The sequence below is a fragment of the Kitasatospora sp. NPDC058048 genome (assembly GCF_042885555.1).
Lineage (GTDB): Bacteria > Actinomycetota > Actinomycetes > Streptomycetales > Streptomycetaceae > Kitasatospora > Kitasatospora lactacystinica.
Genome location: NZ_JBHVRT010000006.1, coordinates 204,429 through 221,600, shown reverse-complemented (window position 1 = coordinate 221,600; position 17,172 = coordinate 204,429). Strand labels below are relative to the sequence as shown.

The 17,172-nt window shown below is 72.4% G+C and carries 17 protein-coding genes; 8 read left to right on the top strand and 9 right to left on the bottom strand.

Going from position 1 to position 17,172, the window contains the following annotated elements; translation table 11 throughout:
- Nucleotides 1-31: 31 nt before the first annotated feature.
- The 4 genes from ACFVVA_RS09030 to ACFVVA_RS09015 form a co-directional block, all read right to left on the bottom strand.
- Nucleotides 32-283 carry a ribosomal protein L7/L12 gene (locus ACFVVA_RS09030; protein WP_387687253.1) on the bottom strand — a complete coding sequence of 84 codons (252 nt, stop codon included), beginning with the start codon at nt 281-283 and terminating at the stop codon, nt 32-34.
- Nucleotides 284-361: 78 nt separating this feature from the next.
- On the bottom strand, nt 362-2,275 hold the full coding sequence (locus ACFVVA_RS09025; RefSeq protein ID WP_387687251.1) for a DNA/RNA helicase domain-containing protein: 1,914 nt from the start codon (nt 2,273-2,275) through the stop codon (nt 362-364).
- A gap of 92 nt (nt 2,276-2,367) precedes the next feature.
- Nucleotides 2,368-3,366 carry a hypothetical protein gene (locus ACFVVA_RS09020; RefSeq protein ID WP_387687249.1) on the bottom strand — a complete coding sequence of 333 codons (999 nt, stop codon included), beginning with the start codon at nt 3,364-3,366 and terminating at the stop codon, nt 2,368-2,370.
- A gap of 144 nt (nt 3,367-3,510) precedes the next feature.
- The gene (locus tag ACFVVA_RS09015) at nt 3,511-5,385 is read right to left on the bottom strand and encodes a transglycosylase domain-containing protein (RefSeq protein WP_387687247.1); all 1,875 of its coding nucleotides are present in this window, start codon (nt 5,383-5,385) and stop codon (nt 3,511-3,513) included.
- Nucleotides 5,386-5,915: 530 nt separating this feature from the next.
- Between ACFVVA_RS09015 and ACFVVA_RS09010 the strand changes: the two genes are divergently transcribed.
- Both ACFVVA_RS09010 and ACFVVA_RS09005 read left to right on the top strand, forming a co-directional pair.
- Nucleotides 5,916-7,046, top strand: a complete 1,131-nt coding sequence (locus ACFVVA_RS09010; RefSeq protein ID WP_387687244.1) for a hypothetical protein — start codon at nt 5,916-5,918, stop codon at nt 7,044-7,046.
- Nucleotides 7,047-7,269: 223 nt separating this feature from the next.
- Nucleotides 7,270-7,776, top strand: a complete 507-nt coding sequence (locus tag ACFVVA_RS09005; RefSeq protein ID WP_387687242.1) for a GNAT family N-acetyltransferase — start codon at nt 7,270-7,272, stop codon at nt 7,774-7,776.
- Nucleotides 7,777-7,956: 180 nt separating this feature from the next.
- Here ACFVVA_RS09005 and ACFVVA_RS09000 read toward each other — a convergent pair whose 3' ends face one another.
- The 4 genes from ACFVVA_RS09000 to ACFVVA_RS08985 form a co-directional block, all read right to left on the bottom strand.
- Nucleotides 7,957-8,856, bottom strand: coding sequence for a Gfo/Idh/MocA family protein (locus tag ACFVVA_RS09000; RefSeq protein WP_380352335.1), 900 nt, complete (start codon nt 8,854-8,856; stop codon nt 7,957-7,959).
- A 149-nt stretch (nt 8,857-9,005) separates the two neighbouring features.
- A complete protein-coding gene (locus ACFVVA_RS08995) occupies nt 9,006-9,677 on the bottom strand; it encodes an O-methyltransferase (protein WP_387687239.1) in 672 nt (223 codons plus the stop codon).
- A gap of 158 nt (nt 9,678-9,835) precedes the next feature.
- Complete coding sequence (locus tag ACFVVA_RS08990) at nt 9,836-10,501, bottom strand: DedA family protein (protein ID WP_387687236.1); 666 nt, start codon at nt 10,499-10,501, stop codon at nt 9,836-9,838.
- A 202-nt stretch (nt 10,502-10,703) separates the two neighbouring features.
- Entirely contained in the window at nt 10,704-11,516 is an 813-nt protein-coding gene (locus tag ACFVVA_RS08985; protein ID WP_387687234.1) for a class I SAM-dependent methyltransferase, read from the bottom strand.
- Between the two features lie 640 nt (nt 11,517-12,156).
- Here ACFVVA_RS08985 and ACFVVA_RS08980 point away from each other — a divergent pair.
- Together ACFVVA_RS08980 and ACFVVA_RS08975 are read left to right on the top strand one after the other, a co-directional pair.
- Nucleotides 12,157-12,363 (top strand): cold-shock protein, encoded by a 207-nt coding sequence (locus tag ACFVVA_RS08980; protein ID WP_387687403.1) that lies wholly within the window; start codon nt 12,157-12,159, stop codon nt 12,361-12,363.
- 69 nt (nt 12,364-12,432) lie between these two features.
- Nucleotides 12,433-13,014 carry a hypothetical protein gene (locus ACFVVA_RS08975; RefSeq protein WP_387687232.1) on the top strand — a complete coding sequence of 194 codons (582 nt, stop codon included), beginning with the start codon at nt 12,433-12,435 and terminating at the stop codon, nt 13,012-13,014.
- Nucleotides 13,015-13,133: 119 nt separating this feature from the next.
- Here ACFVVA_RS08975 and ACFVVA_RS08970 read toward each other — a convergent pair whose 3' ends face one another.
- A complete protein-coding gene (locus ACFVVA_RS08970) occupies nt 13,134-13,616 on the bottom strand; it encodes an SRPBCC family protein (protein ID WP_387687230.1) in 483 nt (160 codons plus the stop codon).
- A 65-nt stretch (nt 13,617-13,681) separates the two neighbouring features.
- Between ACFVVA_RS08970 and ACFVVA_RS08965 the strand changes: the two genes are divergently transcribed.
- From ACFVVA_RS08965 to ACFVVA_RS08950, 4 genes are all read left to right on the top strand, one after another.
- Nucleotides 13,682-14,335, top strand: coding sequence for a helix-turn-helix domain-containing protein (locus tag ACFVVA_RS08965; RefSeq protein ID WP_387687228.1), 654 nt, complete (start codon nt 13,682-13,684; stop codon nt 14,333-14,335).
- 85 nt (nt 14,336-14,420) lie between these two features.
- A complete protein-coding gene (locus tag ACFVVA_RS08960) occupies nt 14,421-15,095 on the top strand; it encodes a hypothetical protein (RefSeq protein WP_387687226.1) in 675 nt (224 codons plus the stop codon).
- A 74-nt stretch (nt 15,096-15,169) separates the two neighbouring features.
- The gene (locus ACFVVA_RS08955; RefSeq protein WP_387687224.1) at nt 15,170-16,399 is read left to right on the top strand and encodes a hypothetical protein; all 1,230 of its coding nucleotides are present in this window, start codon (nt 15,170-15,172) and stop codon (nt 16,397-16,399) included.
- On the top strand, nt 16,383-17,153 hold the full coding sequence (locus ACFVVA_RS08950) for a hypothetical protein (protein ID WP_387687222.1): 771 nt from the start codon (nt 16,383-16,385) through the stop codon (nt 17,151-17,153). Before ACFVVA_RS08955 ends, ACFVVA_RS08950 begins: the two co-directional genes overlap by 17 nt.
- The last annotated feature ends 19 nt before the right edge of the window (nt 17,154-17,172 follow it).

Below are 17,172 nucleotides of genomic sequence, written 5' to 3'. Positions count from 1 at the left end.
CCCGCGGTCCGCCGCCGCTCCCCGCCCCTCGTCAGTACCGCACCTCGACCGTCGCTCCGGCGGCTCGCAATTCGGCCGCCACGGCCTCGGCGAGGTCCGACGTCACGTCATCGAGGACAACCGCGGGCAGCCGACCGAGCAGGGCCTTGCCGTGCCACAGGCTGAGCCCGGTCCGACGCCTGACGGCCTTCGCGGCCTCCAGCACGCGCGGCCCCGCATCGGTCACCACCACGCGGATGGGCCCCGCGTCACAGACCAACTCGAAGTACCCGTCCGCCGCCACCGCTCCCCCGCCCCCAGCCCTTGCCCGGAGAGTAGACACTGCCGCAACACCCGGTCGACCGAAATTCGCCCGGTCCGATCAGGAGCCCGTCAGCAGGGAGGCGAGGTAGGCCTGGGTCTCGGGGTCGGTGGAGTAGAGGCGGGTGCCGTGGGTGGCCCGGGTCGCGAGGACCCTGTAGGTGTTCAGCGCGTACCGCAGGTACTGCTCCGGTGGCAGCGTCCGCAGTTGCCTGACGTCGTGGCTGGCCTCGGGGCGGGCCTGCCACCGGTCGTCGCGGCGGACCAGGTCCCCGCCCAGGATGACCGCGCCGAAGGCGTACTCGAGGCCCTGCGCGGTGTAGATGCAGCCGACCTGGTCGTGCCCGCCGCGGTCGGTCGCCCAGTAGGGGCGGGCCGGGACGTCGGGAAAGCCGGGGACTGGCTGCTCGGCGCGCAGGTTCCAGGCGCGGGCCCAGGAGTGCTCGACGTGGTCCGGGCCGTGCCACCGAATGGCGACCTCCGGCTCCAACGGGGGCACGTCATCGGCGTTCCAGGGCCAGCAGAACCCCGCGGTGATCCGGGCGCTGCGGCCCCGCGCGGTGTGGTCGTCGACCCAGGCGGCGAGCGCGTCCGGATCCTCGGCCACCGCGAGGTCGTAACCTGCACCGTCCCACGGCCGCACGGCGCCGGCCGGCGAGAACAGGAGGTCCACCCAGTGGTGGTAGGCCTGGGAGCCGTTGCAGCGGAACTGGGTCGCCAGGTCGACGTGCCGGAACGCCGCCCCGGACGCCCTCGCGTGGCGGGCCAGTTCGTCCAGCGTGAGCCCCTCGGTGGGACGCACGATCTGCCGCTCGTCGAGAAAGAGGACCAGGACGCCGACCCGGTCGAGCAAGTTGCGCAGGACGACGGGGAAGCCGCTGCCGCGCTGGTGCGGGTAGGTGGCGGCGCGGTGCGCCTCGTCGAGGAGAACCACGCTGTTCTTGTCCAGCCCGCCGGGGGCCTTGTCCTTGAACGTCGCGACGAGGCCTCGGGACTCCTCCCGGAGCAGCCGCTGGAGCTGCCGGGTGAGCGTGCCCGAGGGCGTCAGCAGGCGCGGGTTGCGCCGGGGCGTGCGGCAGAGTTCGCCCATGAGGCGGGCGGCGATCACCGTCTTGCCAGTACCGGGCCCGCCGGTGACCACGACCATGCCCCCGGGCCCGCGCTCCCCGGTCGCGCCGAGGGCCGCCTCACGCGCGGTCGCCTCCCGGACGGCGTCCAGGATCGCCCGGCGGGCCCGATCCTGTTCACCGACTAGGCGGAACGCGCGCCGGCCCTCGATGTTGGCGGCCAGCCGCTCCAGGACCCGCTCGGAGGGCCGGTGTTCGCCGGCGATGAAGCGGTCGACGGCCCCGCTCGACGCGGGTGTCAGGCCGGCGCAGCCGAGGCGCTCCGCGAGTTCGCCCGCGGACACGCCGGCCGCGAGGTCGTCGCGGCCCAGCAGAGGGAACTCGGCGCTCGGGGAGCCGGGGGGCGCCATCTCCCGCAGGCGCTCGATCAGGTCGGCGGGAGCGTTGTGCAGGACAACCGTGCCCTTCGCCTGCACGCCGCTCCCGCCGTCGGCCCAGTCCCGCAGGTAGTGGACGTATCCGCCGGCCTGTCGGGCGGGGTGCGGCACGGTCCGCCGACCGACCTCCAGCATCCCCGGATGCCCCGGTGCGGGCCTCGCCACGGTCCACTGCTTCAACTCGAGCACCACGACCGTCAGGGCGCCAGCAGTGTCCTGCCCGACGACGGCCGCGTCGACACGCTCACCCGTTCCCGGCAGCGACAGTTCCAGCAGGACCTCGAGGTCCCCCAGGCCTGCGCGCACCAGTGCGTCGAGGAGTACCGGCCAGCTCCGCTGCCAGCTGCCGGCCTCCTCCGCCCCGGGAGCTGTGCCGTGCCTGGCCCGGAGCCGCGCTGCGCAGGCGTCCACGAAGTCCGGCTGCGCGGCCCGCCGCGCCACGTCGTCGATGGTCCCCCGGTGTACGTACATGACCGATGGATATCACCACCGACCGACATCGCCACCGGCGGGCGCGGACGCCCGACGGCGTGGGCCGCCGGGCGTCCGCGCCCACTGCGCACTCAGACGGCCGGCGTCTCCGGCCCGGCCTGCACGGCACCGGCCTCCGACGGCACGGACCAGTTGTTCCAGTGCCAGTCGAAGTACTCCGCGCTCTCGGGCGTGTGAGCGGTGCACCGCCTGCCCTCGAGGGTCTTCGCCGCCACGAGGAGGTCTGCGCAGGCCGCGCCCTTCTCCGACACCTCCACGGTCCCTTCCGAGGACACCCGGATGAAGCCGTCCTCGAACAGGGCGTCGCAGCCGAGCACACAGGCGGCCATCACGTTCGCCAGGTGGGAGCGCTGCTCGAGGTTGCTCTGCGACCTCTTCCGCACGTGCGCCGCGCGAACGAGCCCCTGGGGCAGCTCCCGTCCGCAGAGGTCGCAGCGGATGGAGCTCCTGCCCTTGAACTTCTCGCGCCGCAGCCGGGCCTGCTCGCGGCGGGCGAGCGCGACCACGGGGCGGTCCAGGTTGTCGCCCAACTCCAGGTAGCGGTCCTGGTTCTGCGGCGAGCTCGGACCGTGCCAGCCGACGACGGGCGCCGTCGCTCCGGGCGCGCCCGGCTGGTGCTCGATGGAGTCGATCAGCCTGGTCATCACCTCGGGGTCGGCCACCGGGACCGGGGCCCCCTGCTTGTTGGCGGAGAGCCGGAAGGCCTCCATCGCCGCACAGCCGAGCTGCCCTCCGGCGACGGTGGCCTCGAGGTCCAGGATGTTCAGGCGAACGCGCACCGGGTAGCGGTCGTCTGGCCAGACCTCGGCCTCGTCCTGGTACACGGCTCCGGTGACTTGGGCGACGGCCAGCTCGCGCAGGACCGCGTCGGCCCACCCACCCTGGGGGACACGGGCGTTCGGCCCCCGGTGGCCGAACAGGACGTAGTCACCCGGCTTCAGCCCGGCCAACACCTGTGGAGTTTCGGCCTTCTCCGCGGTGTCGTGCTTCCAACCCCATATGGACTCGCGCAGGCCGATCTGGAAGTTCCGCTTCGAAGCGGCTGGGACGTACACGGCAACGACGGACACGTCGTGCATCCTCCTCGGTTCGACTCCCTGCCACGTGAGCCGGGGAGTTGGTTGGTTCGGACGGGCGGTGCCGCGTGTCCCGTGGTGGTGGGAGAAGACGGCACAGTGCCTGTCTATCAGACGGCACTGACAGACAGGCCCGGCCTACTGTCCGGTGGCCGTCTTCATGTAGGTGGTCCAGATCCGGGCCGGCACGGTGGCGTCGGAGGTGTCCGGGGTGGCGCCGCCCAGGCCTTCGAGGGAGAGGAGCTTCATGTCCTTCAGGTCCGCGCGGAACACGGTGACCGCCGTCGACAGCTGCCCGTTGTAGCCGACGAACCAGCCCGCCGTGCGGTCCGCGGTGGTGCCGGGTTTGGCGGCCAGGTTCGGGCCGGCCTCCGCCGCCGGCTTGGCGGCCCCGTCGCGGACGGAGCCCTTGAGTGCCGCGTCCACCTCGCCCGCGACCGCCGGGGTGAGTGCCTGGGTGGCGGCCGGCAGGCGCAGGGGGAGCTGGACGCCGTTGCGGGAGATCCTGAGGACCGAGTACGGGTCGGTGTGGGAGCCGCCGGCCGCGAAGGCGGCGTACGCGTCGGCGGTGCGCAGGGCGCTGGGGGTGGAGTTGCCGACGCCGAGGGCCGGGACGAGTTCGCCGAGGCTGTTGGGGAGCAGGCCGAGGTCGGTGGCGGTCTTCTGCACCTTGTCCAGGCCGACGTCCATGCCGAGCTGCATCAGCGGCCCGTTGACGGACTGTTCGACCGCGTTCCGCAGGGTGACACTGCCCCAGTTCCGCTTGCCGTCGTTGGCGGTCTTGACGATCTTCCCGTCCCGTCCCCAGTACGGCCCTTCCGGGGTCATCACGTTCACCCCGTCGTCGCCGTTGTAGGTGGTGGTGGGCGCGACCGGGGTGCGGTCGCCGCCGCGCCGGCGCTGCACTCCCTCGCCGAGCCCGGCGGCGTACACCACCGGGGTGAACGCCGAACCGATCGGCACCGTCGTGGTGTTGGCGTTGTTGAAGCCCTGCTTCAGGTAGTCGGGGCCGCCGTAGAGCGCGACGACCCGGCCGTCCGGGGCCACTGAGGCGGCGCCGACCTTCAGGAGCTTGTCGGACTCCCGGTTGTCCGGGTCGATCCCCGCGGTGCCCTGCTGGACGGCGGCGACCAGGGCGTCGACCTTCGGCTTCTCGAAGGTGGTGCGGATCTGGTAGCCGCCGAGGTCGAACTGGGCAGGGGTGATGTCGCTGTGGCTCTCCACGTAGGCGCGGGCCGTGTCCACCAGGTACCCGATCTGGCCGCTCAGCCCCGCCGACTTCGGCTGCGGCTTGGGCTCGGGGAACACCGTGTACCCGGCGCGCTCGGCGGCGGACAGCTTGCCCACCTCCACCATCCGGTCCAGGATCCAGGACCAGCGCTCCTCGGCCCGTTCCCGGTTCCCCGCGCTGATCGCCGGGTCGTACTGCCCGGCGCCTTTCAACAGGGCTGCCAGGAAGGCGCCTTCGCTCGGGTCGAGCTGGGAGACGTCCTTGCCGTAATAGGCGGCCGCGGCGCGCTCGATGCCGTAACTGCCGCGCCCGAACCAGCTGGTGTTCAGGTAGCCGGCCAGGATGTCCTGCTTGCTCATCCGGTCGTCCAGCTTGATCGCGATGGCGATCTCGCTGAGTTTGCGGGACATGTCCTGACGCTGGTTCAGGTAGATGTTCTTGACGTACTGCTGGGTGATGGTGGAGCCGCCCTGGGTGTCGCCGCCGGTGACCATCTGGACGACGGCACGGCCGATGCCGGTCACGGAGATGCCCGGGTCGGTGTAGAAGGTCTCGTTCTCGGCGGCCAGTACCGCCCACTGCACCGGCTCCGGCACCTGGGCGAGCGGCACCTCCTGCCGGTTGGTCGGGCCGATCCGCGCCATCTCGGTGCCGTCCGCCCAGTAGTAGACGTTGTTCTGCTGGGTGGCGAAGGAGTTGAGGTCCTCCGGAACGGCGGTGTTCGTGTAGAACCAGGCCAGCCAGCCCGTCAGCGCCGCCGCCCCGGCCCCGGCCACCAGCACCTGCTGCCGCCAGGAGGGGAGCCAGCGGCGGACTCCGCGCCGTCCGCGGCGCGGGTAGTCGATCCGCAGGAACCGGCGCAGGGGTGAACGCGGGGAGACGCCCGGGTCCGGGGACCGGCCCGGGTCCGTTGACGGGCTCTGGTCCGTTGACGGGCTCTGGGACGGACTCGGGGAGGGGTCCGGGGACGGGCGCCGCCCCCGGAACGGGCGCCACGCCCGTAACGGCCTCCGACGCGGTGGGAAGCGCCACCGTCGCCGCCCGGGCTTCTCCTCTTCGGCGGCGCTGTCTTGCTGGGCACGCACAGTCCGGTCTCCGATTCGCTCGTGGGCGTGATCCTCCGTACACATAGACGCGGTGGGAACATCAGTACGTATGCCTCGCCTTGGTGTGATCATGGTCATACTCGGTGCGGTGAACCCGGGCGCCCGTGCCACGGACGGCAGGCGGGCGGCAGGTGGACGGACGGCCGACGGCCGACCCACGCGGGCACCGGTCCGCGACAGCCCCGGCGTACCGCCAGAATGACGCCATGAGGATGATCCAGACCGCCGTCGGCGCGATGCTGCTCCTGCTGATCGTCGGCAGCATCCTGCGCACGCTGGTCGTTCCGCGCGGGCTCTACTCGGCGCTGGTGATGCGGCTCTGGCGGATGCTGCGCGGGCTGCTGCGGCTGGCCGCCGGACCGGGCCGCGGCTACCACGCGCAGGACCGGGCGCTCACCTGGCTGGCGCCGCTGGTGCTGCTGGGCATGCTCGGGGTGTGGCTCAGCTGCATGCTCACCGCCTACACCCTGCTGCTGCACGGCACCTCGGAGCTCAGCTGGTCGGTGTCCGTGCGCGAGGCCGGGTCCAGTCTGTTCACGCTCGGCTTCGCCAGCGGCGACCGGCTGCACCTCTCCGCGATCGACTTCCTGGCCGCCGCCAGCGGCCCGCTGGTGATCGCCCTCCAGATCTCCTACCTGCCGACCCTCTACGCCGCCTACCAGCGCCGCGAGACCGAGGTGACGCTGCTGCAGTCCCGGGCCGGCGAGCCCGCCTGGGGCCCCGAGCTGCTGGCCCGCCAGTCCCTGGTGGACACCGAGACCGCGCTCCCCCAGCTCTACCGGGACTGGGAGCGGCTGGCCGCCGACATCGGCGAGAGCCACTCCAACTACCCGGTGCTGCTCTCCTTCCGTTCCCCGCAGCCCAACCGCAGCTGGGTGGTCGGACTGATCGCCGTGATGGACGCCGCCGCCCTGCACCTGGCGCTCTGCCCGCGTTCGGCCCCGCCCGAGGCCCGGCTGGTGCTCCGGGCCGGCTTCACCGCGCTGCGCGACATCGCCCGCTCGCTGCGGATCGACTTCGACACGGACCCGGACCCGGACGTCCCGATCCGGCTGACCTACGCCGAGTACCTGGGCGCCGTCGCGATGATCACCGCGGCCGGTTTCCCGCGTGAACGCCCGGTCGAGGAGGCCTGGGCGCACTTCCACGGCTGGCGGGTCAACTACGAGGCCCTGGCGTACGAACTGGCCCGCCGCAGCGACGCCGTCCCGGCACTGTGGACCGGCCCGCGCGACTTCCGCGCCCCGGTCATCCCGCCGGCCCGCCCCGCCGACCGCCGGCCGTCCTCGGCCCCGCCGCCGGCCGGGCCGTCGCTGCCACCGGTGCCGCCGGTCTGAGCGGTCCGGGTACACTCGTCCGCGGTACGTGCCGACACAGGGCAACAGGAGCAGAGGAAAGAGGGAGGTGGGGTTGATGACCGCGCTCAGGGCCGCCATGCGCAGCGTCCGGGTCTCCCTCACGTCCCGGGCCGCGGCCTGACCCCCTCCTGTCCCGCCTCGCCGGGAGCGTGAGCTCGCGAGGCCCGCACGAACACTCCTCAGGAACGGATCCCCGTCCACCATGCGCAACTGGATCACGCGTGCCGAGACCGGCACCGACGTCCCGACCGTCCGCGACATCAACCTCGCCGCCTTCGGAACCCCCGCCGAGGCCGACCTCGTCGACGCGCTGCGCGCCGACGCCTCCTGGATCGAGGGCCTGTCCCTCGTCGCCGCCGACGAGCACGGCACCGCCGTCGGCCACGCCCTGCTGACCCGCTGCCACATCGGCGACGTCCCGGCCCTGTGCCTGGCCCCGTGCGCCGTGCTCCCCGCGTACCAGCGCACCGGCGCCGGCTCCGCCGCCGTCCGCGCCGCCCTCGACGCGGCACGGGACCTGGGCGAGCGCCACGTCGTCGTCCTGGGCCACCCGGACTACTACCCGCGGTTCGGCTTCACCCGCGCCGGCGCCCACGGCATCGGCCTGACCATCGACGTCCCGGACGAGGCGCTGATGGCCCTCTCCCTGGACGCCGACCACCCGCTGCCCTCGGGCACCGTCCGCTACGCCGCGCCGTTCGGCATCTGACGGACGACGCCGGGCGGGGCACCCACGTGCCCCGCCCGGCGCCTTTCCGCACCATCGGTCCCTACCCGGCGTCCTTCCGAACCGCCGGTCCCCGCCCGGCGCCTTTCCGAACCATCCGTCCCTACCCGGCGCCTTTCCGCACCCCCGGTCCCGCCCCCGGGGCCCGGCCGCGTCGACCGCTCAGACCTCCACCGGGCCGCCGCTCGCCAGCGAACGCTCGGCGCCGACCAGGATCTCCACCACCCGCAGGCCGAAGTCCGCCCCGCAGGGGTGCGGCTCGCCGGAGGCGGCCGAGGCCCGCAGCGCGTCCAGTGCCCGGTGCAGGGCCGCGACCGGGCCCTCGCCGCGCGGGGGCAGCTGCACCACGCCGTGCTCGCCGCGCAGCTCCATGCCCGTCCCGCCCGCCGCGAGCGGCGCGGTCAGGCTGAGCGCGAGCGTGCTGGAGGCACCGCCGGCGTGCCGCACCACCAGGTGCACGGTGTCCAGCGGGCCGGTCGCCGCCGTCACCTGCGTCGCGTCGCCCAGGACCGGCAGCAGCACGGACAGCGCGTGCGGGCCGACGTCCCACAGCGCGCCCTTCTCCACCCGCCACGGCGAGGCCGCGTACGGGCTGGTGCTGCCGGGCGCGAACACCGAACCGAGCCAGTCCGAGCGGCCGGTGAACCAGCCGCCGAGCTCCGCCTGCCGCTCGATCCACGGGATCTGCTCGCCGCCGAAGCGCACGGTGAAGAAGACCACCGAGGCGACCTTGTGCTCGCGCACCGCCTCGGCCACGGCCCGGGCGTCCGGCACGGTCAGCGCGACCGGCTTGTCCAGCAGCAGGTGGCAGCCGGCCTCGGCGGCCCGTACCGCGAGACCCGCCTGCACGGTCGGGGGCAACGCGATGGAGACCGCGTCCACCTCGGCCAGCAGCCGGTCGAGGTCCGCGTACCCGGGCACGCCGTGCGCGGCGCCCAGCGCCTCGGCCGCCTCCGGTCGCCGGCCCCAGACGCCGGTGAACTCCAGCCCGGGGTGCTCGGCCAGGACGGGCGCGTGCACCCGCCCCGCCCAGGGGCCGGTTCCCAGCAGTCCGATCCGCACGATGTCTCCGTTCTCCGGTCCGCGCGAGCGCGCGTGGTACGAGTGGGGTGAGTGGTACAGGTGGGCACGGATGAGCGCCGGTGGTGCGGGTGAGCCCGCGTACGCCCTGGCGGCGCGGGTCCCGGCCCCGGGCTCTCAGCCCCGGGCTCTCAGCCCTGGACGCGGGCCAGCGTGAAGCCGTCGTAGCCCTTGCTGCCGACCGTCTGCACCGAGGTCGCGGTGACGCTCGGCTCGGCCGCGATCAGGTCGTGCAGCGCCCGGGTGCCGACCACCGCCGGGTCGGTGCCGGCCGGGTCGGCGACCGCGCCGCCGCGCACCACGTTGTCGACGATGATCAGCGAGCCCGGCCGGGTCAGCTGGAGCGCCCGGCGGAAGTACTCGGGGTTGCTCGGCTTGTCGGCGTCGATGAAGACCAGGTCGAAGGGGTCCGCGCCCTGCTCCACCAGTTCGGCCAGCGAGTCGGCGGCCCGGCCCACCCGCACCTCGGCGATCCCGGACAGCCCGGCGGCCGCCAGGTTGCCCCGGGCGACCTCGGCGTGCCGGGGGTCCAGCTCCAGGGTGATCAGGGTGCCGTCCGCGGGCAGCGCCCGGGCCAGCCAGATGGCGCTGTAGCCGCCGAGCGTGCCGACCTCCAGGATCCGCTTCGCGCCCTGGGTCAGTGCCAGCAGGTGCAGCAGCTTGCCCTGGTTGGGGGCCACCGCGATGTTCGGCAGCCCGGCCGCGCGGGCGGCGGCCGCGGCCTGCTCCAGCACCGGGTCGTGTCCGACCAGCCGCTCGGAGAAGTAGGCGTCCACGGCGTCCCAGGTCGGCTGCGAAGACATCGGGCCCTCCGGAGTGCAAGATCGGCAGTACCCGACCGATGCTACTCCGAGGGCCCGAGGGCACCACGACGGTGGTGGTGGACGACCGGTCCGGGACCGGTCGGACGATCGACCGGGACCCTGCCGGGGGCCGGCCGGGGAGCCGGCCGGCGGGGTGGTCAGTCGGCGACCGGCTCCTTCGCCGCGGCGGCGGCCTTGGCCGCCTCCTCCGCCTCGATCTTCGCGTGCGTCTTGGCGGCGCGGCGCTTCATGATCCAGGCCGACAGCAGGCCGATCACCAGCGCCGCTCCCAGGCCCGCCCACGAGAACCGGGCCAGCCAGGGCTCGATGCTCTTGCCGACCTTGTAGACCAGCAGCGTCGTACCACCGGCCCAGACCACGCCGCCCAGCACGTTGGCGATCAGGAACTTCCAGTACGGCATCTTCAGCGCGCCCGCGAGCGGACCCGCGAAGATGCGCAGCAGGGCGATGAAGCGGCCGAAGAAGACCGCCCACATGCCCCACTTGTGGAACGAGCGCTCGGCGGTGGCCAGGTGGGAGGGCCCGAAGTGCTTGGGGAACTTGCGTCCCAGCTTCTCGAAGAGCGGCTTGCCCCCCTTGCGCCCGATCGAGTAGCCGATCGAGTCGCCGATGATCGCGCCGGCGATCGCGCAGATGGCGACGCCCCACGGGCTCACCACACCCTTGACCGCCATGAGGGACGCCGTGACCAGGGCGATCTCGCCGGGCAGCGGAATGCCCAGCGACTCCAGCCCGATGATCAGACCGACAACGGCGTACACCGCCGTCGGCGGAATCCCCTCGATCCAGGCGTCGATGTGCAAGGCCAGTACCTCCGTGGCAGGACGGGACCGGCCGCCCTCCCCCTGGAGCAGCGTGCCCGTCCCGGCAAATTCGTCCGATGGCGGCACCCGGGCCGCTCCCCCAGAGCGAGCCTAACGTGCCGGGCGGCCTGTCCCCCCGGCCGATCACCCGTGGTTACGACGTACGCCCCGACATCATGGTTCCAGGTCGACCGGCGTTTCTTCAAGATTGGGCAAAACGCAGCGCGACCACGGACGGGCGCTGCTTGATCCGGCGCACGAGCGGCAGCAGGATGCTCAGCGGCGGCCGTCCGCCCTCCGGGTACACCTCCCGCACGTCGACGACCCCCGGATGCGCGGTGGCCAGCAGGCCGCACTCGTCCGCGTCCATCCCGAACGGCATCGGCGGCGCCTGGTAGTACCGGTCCCGCAGCTTGCCCTCGACGGCCCGCCGGCTGAACCAGCGCGGCACCGCGTCCAGCACCATGGCCCCGCCGGGGAAGCGCTCGGCGCAGGCCGCGATCAGGCCGCGGACCTCCTGCGGCCGCAGGTACATCAGCACCCCCTCGGCGCTGATCAGCACCCCGTTCGCCGGGTCCACCCCGTCCATCCAGCCCGGGTCGGTGACCGAGTGGGCGACGATCCGGTGCCGCTCGTCCGGCGGCAGCAGCTGCCGACGCAGCGCGGCGGTCTCCGCCAGGTCCACCGACAGCCAGTCCGCCCGGCCGTTGTCGACCCGCCAGGCCTGGGTCTCCAGGCCGTCCCCGAGCCCGACCACGGTGCCGCGCGGGCAGCGGGTCAGGAAGTCGGACACCTCGCGGTCGAAGCAGGCCGCCCGGAGCGCCTGGAGCTGGCTCACCAAGGCGTTCTCCCCGAACCGCGTCGCGAACGGGTAGTCGATCCGGTCCACCAGCTCGACCGCCTTCGGGTCCGGCAGCACGGTGTCCGGCCGCCGCGCCTCCACCGCCCGGTGCCACAGCGTCCACAGCGCCGTCTCCGACACCTGTCCCAGCTCCGGCCGCACCCCGACACTCATCGCTCGCTCCTTCGGACCTGGTCCCGTCGCGTCTCCGCCGTGGTCCCGCCGCGTCCGGCCGGTGTTCCGGCCGCGTTCCCGTCATGGGCATGAACCCGCCGATTCTGACACCCCGTCCGCCCCTCCCCTCCCGTCGACGCGCCGACCGGGTCCGGCGCCGCATGACCGGCCCGCGCGGGCCGGGGCCGCGCGATCAGGTTCGCCCAGCCGCTGACCGCCGGCCGTCGTCGTCCTGACGGCGTGCCGTCGGGCGCGTGTCCCCGATCGGCCGGTCCCGCCGTGCTCCACGCCCCGCCTCGCACGCCCTGCCGGCACACCGACGGCCCGGGCGATTCTGGACGCGCCGTCACCACCGGGTTCGAGGAGGAGTCCCATGGCGCAGCGTCCCCGGCGCGGTCGAACGCATGGCCGGCGCGGGTGCGAGGACCGGCCGCGCTCCATCGCGGTCGGCCGCCGACTCGCGAGGAGGTCCCCGATGTCACCTTCCGTCCCCGTCCCCGTCCTCGTCCGTGGCCGTGGCCGCGCCCGTGTGACCGCCCTGGTGTGCGCCCCGCTCCTCGCGCTCGGCGCGCTGCTGGCGGCCGCCGCCCCGGGGTGGGCGGCGGCTGCCGGGCCGCCGGCCGCGACCCACCGCGCCCTGATCAACTTCGGCACCGTGAAGTGGTTCAACGCCGAGAAGGGGTACGGCTTCATCGTGCCGGACGTTCCCGGTCCGGACGTGTTCGTCCACTACTCGGCCATCGTCGGGACCGGGTACCGCACGTTGCGGGAGGGCGAGCGGGTCGAGTACCAGGTCGAACAGACCCCCAAAGGCCCGCAGGCCGTCCTCGTCGTTCCGCTCGACTGAGGACCTGCCGATCCGGCGGTGTCCGGGGCGCGCTCGACCAAGATCGCTCCGCAGCCCTGTCCTGGCGCGATGCCCGACACCACGAGCCCGACCCTGCTCTTCGTCATCGGGCCCGCCGCGGTCGGGAAGATGACCGTGGGCGAGGCCGTGGCCGCGCGCACGGGGTACAAGCTCTTCCACAACCACCTGACCATCGAGCCGCTGCTGCGGCTGTTCCCCTACGGGTCGCCGCAGTTCCAGCGCCTCAACCACGACTTCCGTGAGCAGATCTTCGCCGAGGCGGCTGCCAGCGACCTGCCCGGCCTGGTGTTCACCCTGGTCTGGGACTTCGACGACCCGGACGACACCGCGCTGGTCGAACGCTATGCGGCCCCGTTCCGCGAACGCGGCTCGCGCGTGCTGTTCCTGGAGCTGTCCGCCGACCAGAGCGTGCGGCTGGAGCGCAACGCCGGGGAGACCCGCCTGGCGGAGAAGCCGTCCAAGCGCGACCTGGACTGGTCCAACGGCAATCTGCTCGACATGGACGCCAGGTACCGGCTCAACTCGGTCGACGACTTCGCGCACATCCCGGGTGCGCACCTGCTGATCGACAACACCCGCCTGGAGCCCGACGAGGTCGCCGAACGGGCCGTCGAGCACTTCGGGCTCTGACCCGCCGGGGCGGGCTCACGCCGGGGCCTGCTGACGGCCACGCCGGCTCACGGCGGCCCGGGCTCCGCGGAACTCGCCTGTCCGGGCGGCCGGTTCGGCGGACCGGCCCGGGCCGGCGATCAGCGAACGATCGCCCGCAGCAACCGTACGTACGGGCTCCACCGCGCCGGGCGGGCCACCGCGCCCGTACAGGCCCTCTCCGCGCGATCCAGGCTGTCCTCCAGAAGCGCGTCGTGGAGCGGCCGCCAGGCGAGCGGCCAGCCGAGTCGCGCCGGGCCGCGGGCGGTCAGCACGAGCGTGTGGCGCAGCAGGGTGTGCCGCTCGTCGACGGCCAGGGCGGTGAACTCGTGGAAGCCGTGGAAGCCGCGCGGCCCGGTGAAGCCGAAGCGCACCCATGTCGCGGGGACGTACGCGTCGACGGTGTAGCGGACCGGGCCGTGCCCACCGACGGCGCCCACGGCGAGTGGACGGTCGAACCGCATCGAGGGCCACGTGTCCTGCGGCCACAGCAGGTCGCCGGTGCCGGCCAGGGTGTCGATCAGCGCCCCCACTTCGGCCTCCTTCGCGGGCAGCAGGCGTTCGTGCACGTTGTGGACAGCCATCGGCTCACCTTCCGGGCAGTTATAGAGACTGCTCTCTAATTATTGTGGAGAGTACCCTCCAACTCATGGCGAGACCACCCCTCTTCGACTCCGACCAGCTTATCGACGCCGCCGTCCGGCTGGCCGCCGAGTCCGGCCCGGCCGCGGTGACCATGGCCGCGGTCGCGGGAGAGGTCGGAGCCCCGAGCGGCTCGGTGTACTACCGCTTCCCCGGACGGAGCGCCCTGCTCGCCGAACTCTGGCTGCGGACCGTCGACCGGTTCCAGCAGGGCTACCTCGCGACCTTCGGCACGGTGCTCGGCAAGGACCTCGCCCCCGTGCCGCTCGCCACGACCGCCGACGCGCGGCAGACCGCCCGGGCGGCGGCCCGTCAAGTGGTCGCATGGGCCCGGGCCCACCCGCAGGAGGCGGCCCTGCTCGTCTACGGCCCCGACGACTTCGGGCGCGCGGACTGGTCGGAGGAACACCGGCTGCGCGCGGATCTCGGCAACCGGAATGTGCACGGCGCGCTCGCCGCCCTCGCCGTACTGCTGGGGGCCGGGTCGCCGACCGAGGACCCCCGGTCCGTCGAACGCGTGGTGCTCGCCCTGATCGAGCTGCCGCTCGCACTGGTCCGACGCCACCTGCGGGCCGGCGCACAACTCCCCGAACACGCCGAGGAACTCGCCGAGGAGTGCGCCGACGACCTCCTCGCCCGGCTCGGCCCCCACCGTCCATGACGCTCGGTGAGACGAACACCGCATAGACTCCCGGGGATCGAGCGGGCCGCCCGGCGACGGCCGGGCCGGGCGAGGAGGGGGCGTCATGGGACCCGTACCGGGCGCACGGGAAGAGCTGGACCGGCTGGGCCGGGCCCTGCGGGAACAACTGGTCGAGCTGATCGACGACTTGGCCCCCGGCAGCGATCCCGGCCTGCCGCTGCTCGACACGCCACAGGTCGTCGACTGGCACGAACCGCTCCGCTACCGGTACTCGGCCAGCGGCAGCACGGGGAAGCGCCCCGCGAACGCCGGCGCCGCCGACAGCGCCGCTCGCGCGGCCGCGCTGCTCCACGCCGCGGGCTGGGCGGTCACGACCTCGCAGGAGGACGCCAAGGGAACGCCCCGCATCGTGGTCACCGGCCGCCGCGACGGCTGCACCATCGAGATCCGCACGGTCGACCACACGTCCACCGTGTGGTTCAGCGGGCAGACACCCGCGATGGCCCTGTACGAACCGGAGGAGTTCCGGCGACCCGAGCCGGTGCGCACGGCCGAGACCGTCACGGCCGGATTCGTGCTCTGCTACGAGTGCGAAGGCCTGGGCTGGTGCTACGACTGCGGGGGACGCGGCTGGCTGCCCGACGAGACCCGTGGGCGGGTCAACTGCCCCGGGTGCCACCGGCGCCGCGTCTGCGTGATCTGTCGGGGCGACGCAGAGCTCGCCGTCTCCGAGCTGTCGACGTACCAGCGCGGCTACTACCCCGAATTGAATGAATGAGTGCGGGCCATGGCCACGGCCAGGTCCACGGTTTTGAGAATCCACCAGGATCCGCGAATGACAGGTACCGTTTGATGCACACGACAGAGCCGACGGAAGCCCGCATCGAGGATGCGGGCAACATCCTGGTCGCACCTTCGATGCTGCAGGACAACGACGTGATCAGGGACTTCTTCGGGTCCACGCTCACGCCGGAGGAGCTTGCCTCCGGCTCGCCCGACCTCGCTCGGAGGACGGTCTACCTGTGTGGCGACGTATCCGGGATCAACGGCCGTCAACTGCACTCGGCTGCACGGGTATTCGTCATCCGGGAACTGTCGCACGGCTACCACGAGGACGTCGGCGAACCCTGGAGCCTCGTCGACCTCGGCCGGGTCCCCGTCCGCGTACACGGCGTCGGCGTGTACTACCGCCGCTTTTTCGGACTCGGCGACGATCATTTCGGGCGGATACGTACGGAGCACGCGTTCCAGTCCCTGACGGAGTCCACCAAGCCCGGCGCGGCCCATCGCAGCGGGATCTACCTGACGCCCGTCACGCGCAACGGTGACGAACTGCACTTCCGCCTGCTCCGCTGCTCCACCAATCTCTCGGGGCCGACCGAGAGCTTCCGCCCGACCGACACGCTCATCGTCGAAGCGCTGAACCGCGAGGCCGCCGCCGTCTTCCGGAACCAGGCACCGCTGAACCACGTCCTCGCGCAGATCTACCACAACACCCTTGCCACGGCCGGGCGCAAGCAGTCCAAGGCGAAGATCTCGGCCCATGCCGACAAGACCAAGGACATGCCCGCCAACGGCATCATGGCCTTCTGCACCTTCTACGACCGGCTCGACAAACTGCAGCCCCTGACCGAGGACACCTACGACTTCGGAGTGAAGGGCGCCAGCGGGCTGACCAGGCTCCACTTCCGCCTCAAGGAGCGGACCGCGGAACTCGACGGGGCCGCACTCCCCCCGCAGTTCACCGTCACCCTCCACCCCGGCTCCGTGTTCTTCATGCCGCTGTCCACCAACCGCCTCTACACCCACGAGATCCGGCCCTCGTCGCTGGACGCCGAGTTAATCCCGACCCGCCTGGGCTACGTGGTGCGCTGCTCGAACACCGAAGCCGTCCACAAGGACGGCCGCACGTTCCTCGAACGGGACGGAGAACCGGTGGAGTTGGAGCCGCCCACACCGGCCGGCATGGACGAGCTGCGCAGGCTGTACGCCGAGGAGAACAGGACCTCGTCCTTCATCGACTACGGCGACGAATTCCTCTTCAGCATGAACACGGGAGACTACCTTGCCCCCCGCATCTAGGATCTCGGACGAGATCCTCTCGTGCACGCTGCCCACCGAGGAGAACCTCTTCGCGGAACTGTCCGCGTCGGCCCGCCTGGAAGACGTGGGAAAGGGCCGCCGAGGCGCTGTGCTCGCCAGGATCGACGAGACGGGTGATGCGCCCCTCGTACGGACCACCACTCGCTACAGCAGCCCGACGCAGCGCTTCCGGGCGGTGCACGAACGGCTGGCACGACAGGTTCAAGAACGTACGGCGCTCTCGGTCGGCTTCAACAACGCTCTCATCGAGAGCTACACGAACGCCTACGCGACCATGGGCAGCCATTCCGACCAGGCCCTCGATCTGGCCGACGATTCGTTCATCGCCGTCTTCTCCTGCTACCAGCATCCCGACGCGAGCCCGCCGAGGAAGCTGATCTTCGAATCGAAGGAGCCCGATGGCGATAAGTTCGAGATCCCCCTCACCCACCACAGTATCGTCGCGTTCTCGGTCGACTCGAACCGGCGACTCAGACACAAGATCGTCCTGGACCCGCCCGCCCGCACGGCGGACAACCAATGGCTGGGCGTGACCTTCCGAACGTCAAAAACACTCGTCCGGTTTCGCGACGGACAGGCGCACCTCCCCGACGGTGAACGCCTCGTGCCGGCCGACGAGGAGCAGAGGCACGAGTTCTACCGACTGCGGCGCCGTGAGAACACGGAAACGGACTTCGTCTACCCACCGCTGACGTACACCATCAGCGAGAGCGACCTGATGCCGCCCGTCTGACCTCGAAGGCCCGGCTCGC

Excerpts from the sequence above, each read along its gene's own strand:
- ACFVVA_RS09025 (WP_387687251.1), bottom strand. The coding sequence starts at position 2,275 with ATGTACGTACACCGGGGGACCATCGACGACGTGGCGCGGCGGGCCGCG.
- ACFVVA_RS09010 (WP_387687244.1), top strand. The coding sequence starts at position 5,916 with ATGAGGATGATCCAGACCGCCGTCGGCGCGATGCTGCTCCTGCTGATC.
- ACFVVA_RS09005 (WP_387687242.1), top strand. The coding sequence starts at position 7,270 with ATGCGCAACTGGATCACGCGTGCCGAGACCGGCACCGACGTCCCGACC.
- ACFVVA_RS08995 (WP_387687239.1), bottom strand. The coding sequence starts at position 9,677 with ATGTCTTCGCAGCCGACCTGGGACGCCGTGGACGCCTACTTCTCCGAG.
- ACFVVA_RS08985 (WP_387687234.1), bottom strand. The coding sequence starts at position 11,516 with ATGAGTGTCGGGGTGCGGCCGGAGCTGGGACAGGTGTCGGAGACGGCG.
- ACFVVA_RS08975 (WP_387687232.1), top strand. The coding sequence starts at position 12,433 with ATGCCCGACACCACGAGCCCGACCCTGCTCTTCGTCATCGGGCCCGCC.
- ACFVVA_RS08970 (WP_387687230.1), bottom strand. The coding sequence starts at position 13,616 with ATGGCTGTCCACAACGTGCACGAACGCCTGCTGCCCGCGAAGGAGGCC.
- ACFVVA_RS08965 (WP_387687228.1), top strand. The coding sequence starts at position 13,682 with ATGGCGAGACCACCCCTCTTCGACTCCGACCAGCTTATCGACGCCGCC.
- ACFVVA_RS08960 (WP_387687226.1), top strand. The coding sequence starts at position 14,421 with ATGGGACCCGTACCGGGCGCACGGGAAGAGCTGGACCGGCTGGGCCGG.
- ACFVVA_RS08955 (WP_387687224.1), top strand. The coding sequence starts at position 15,170 with ATGCACACGACAGAGCCGACGGAAGCCCGCATCGAGGATGCGGGCAAC.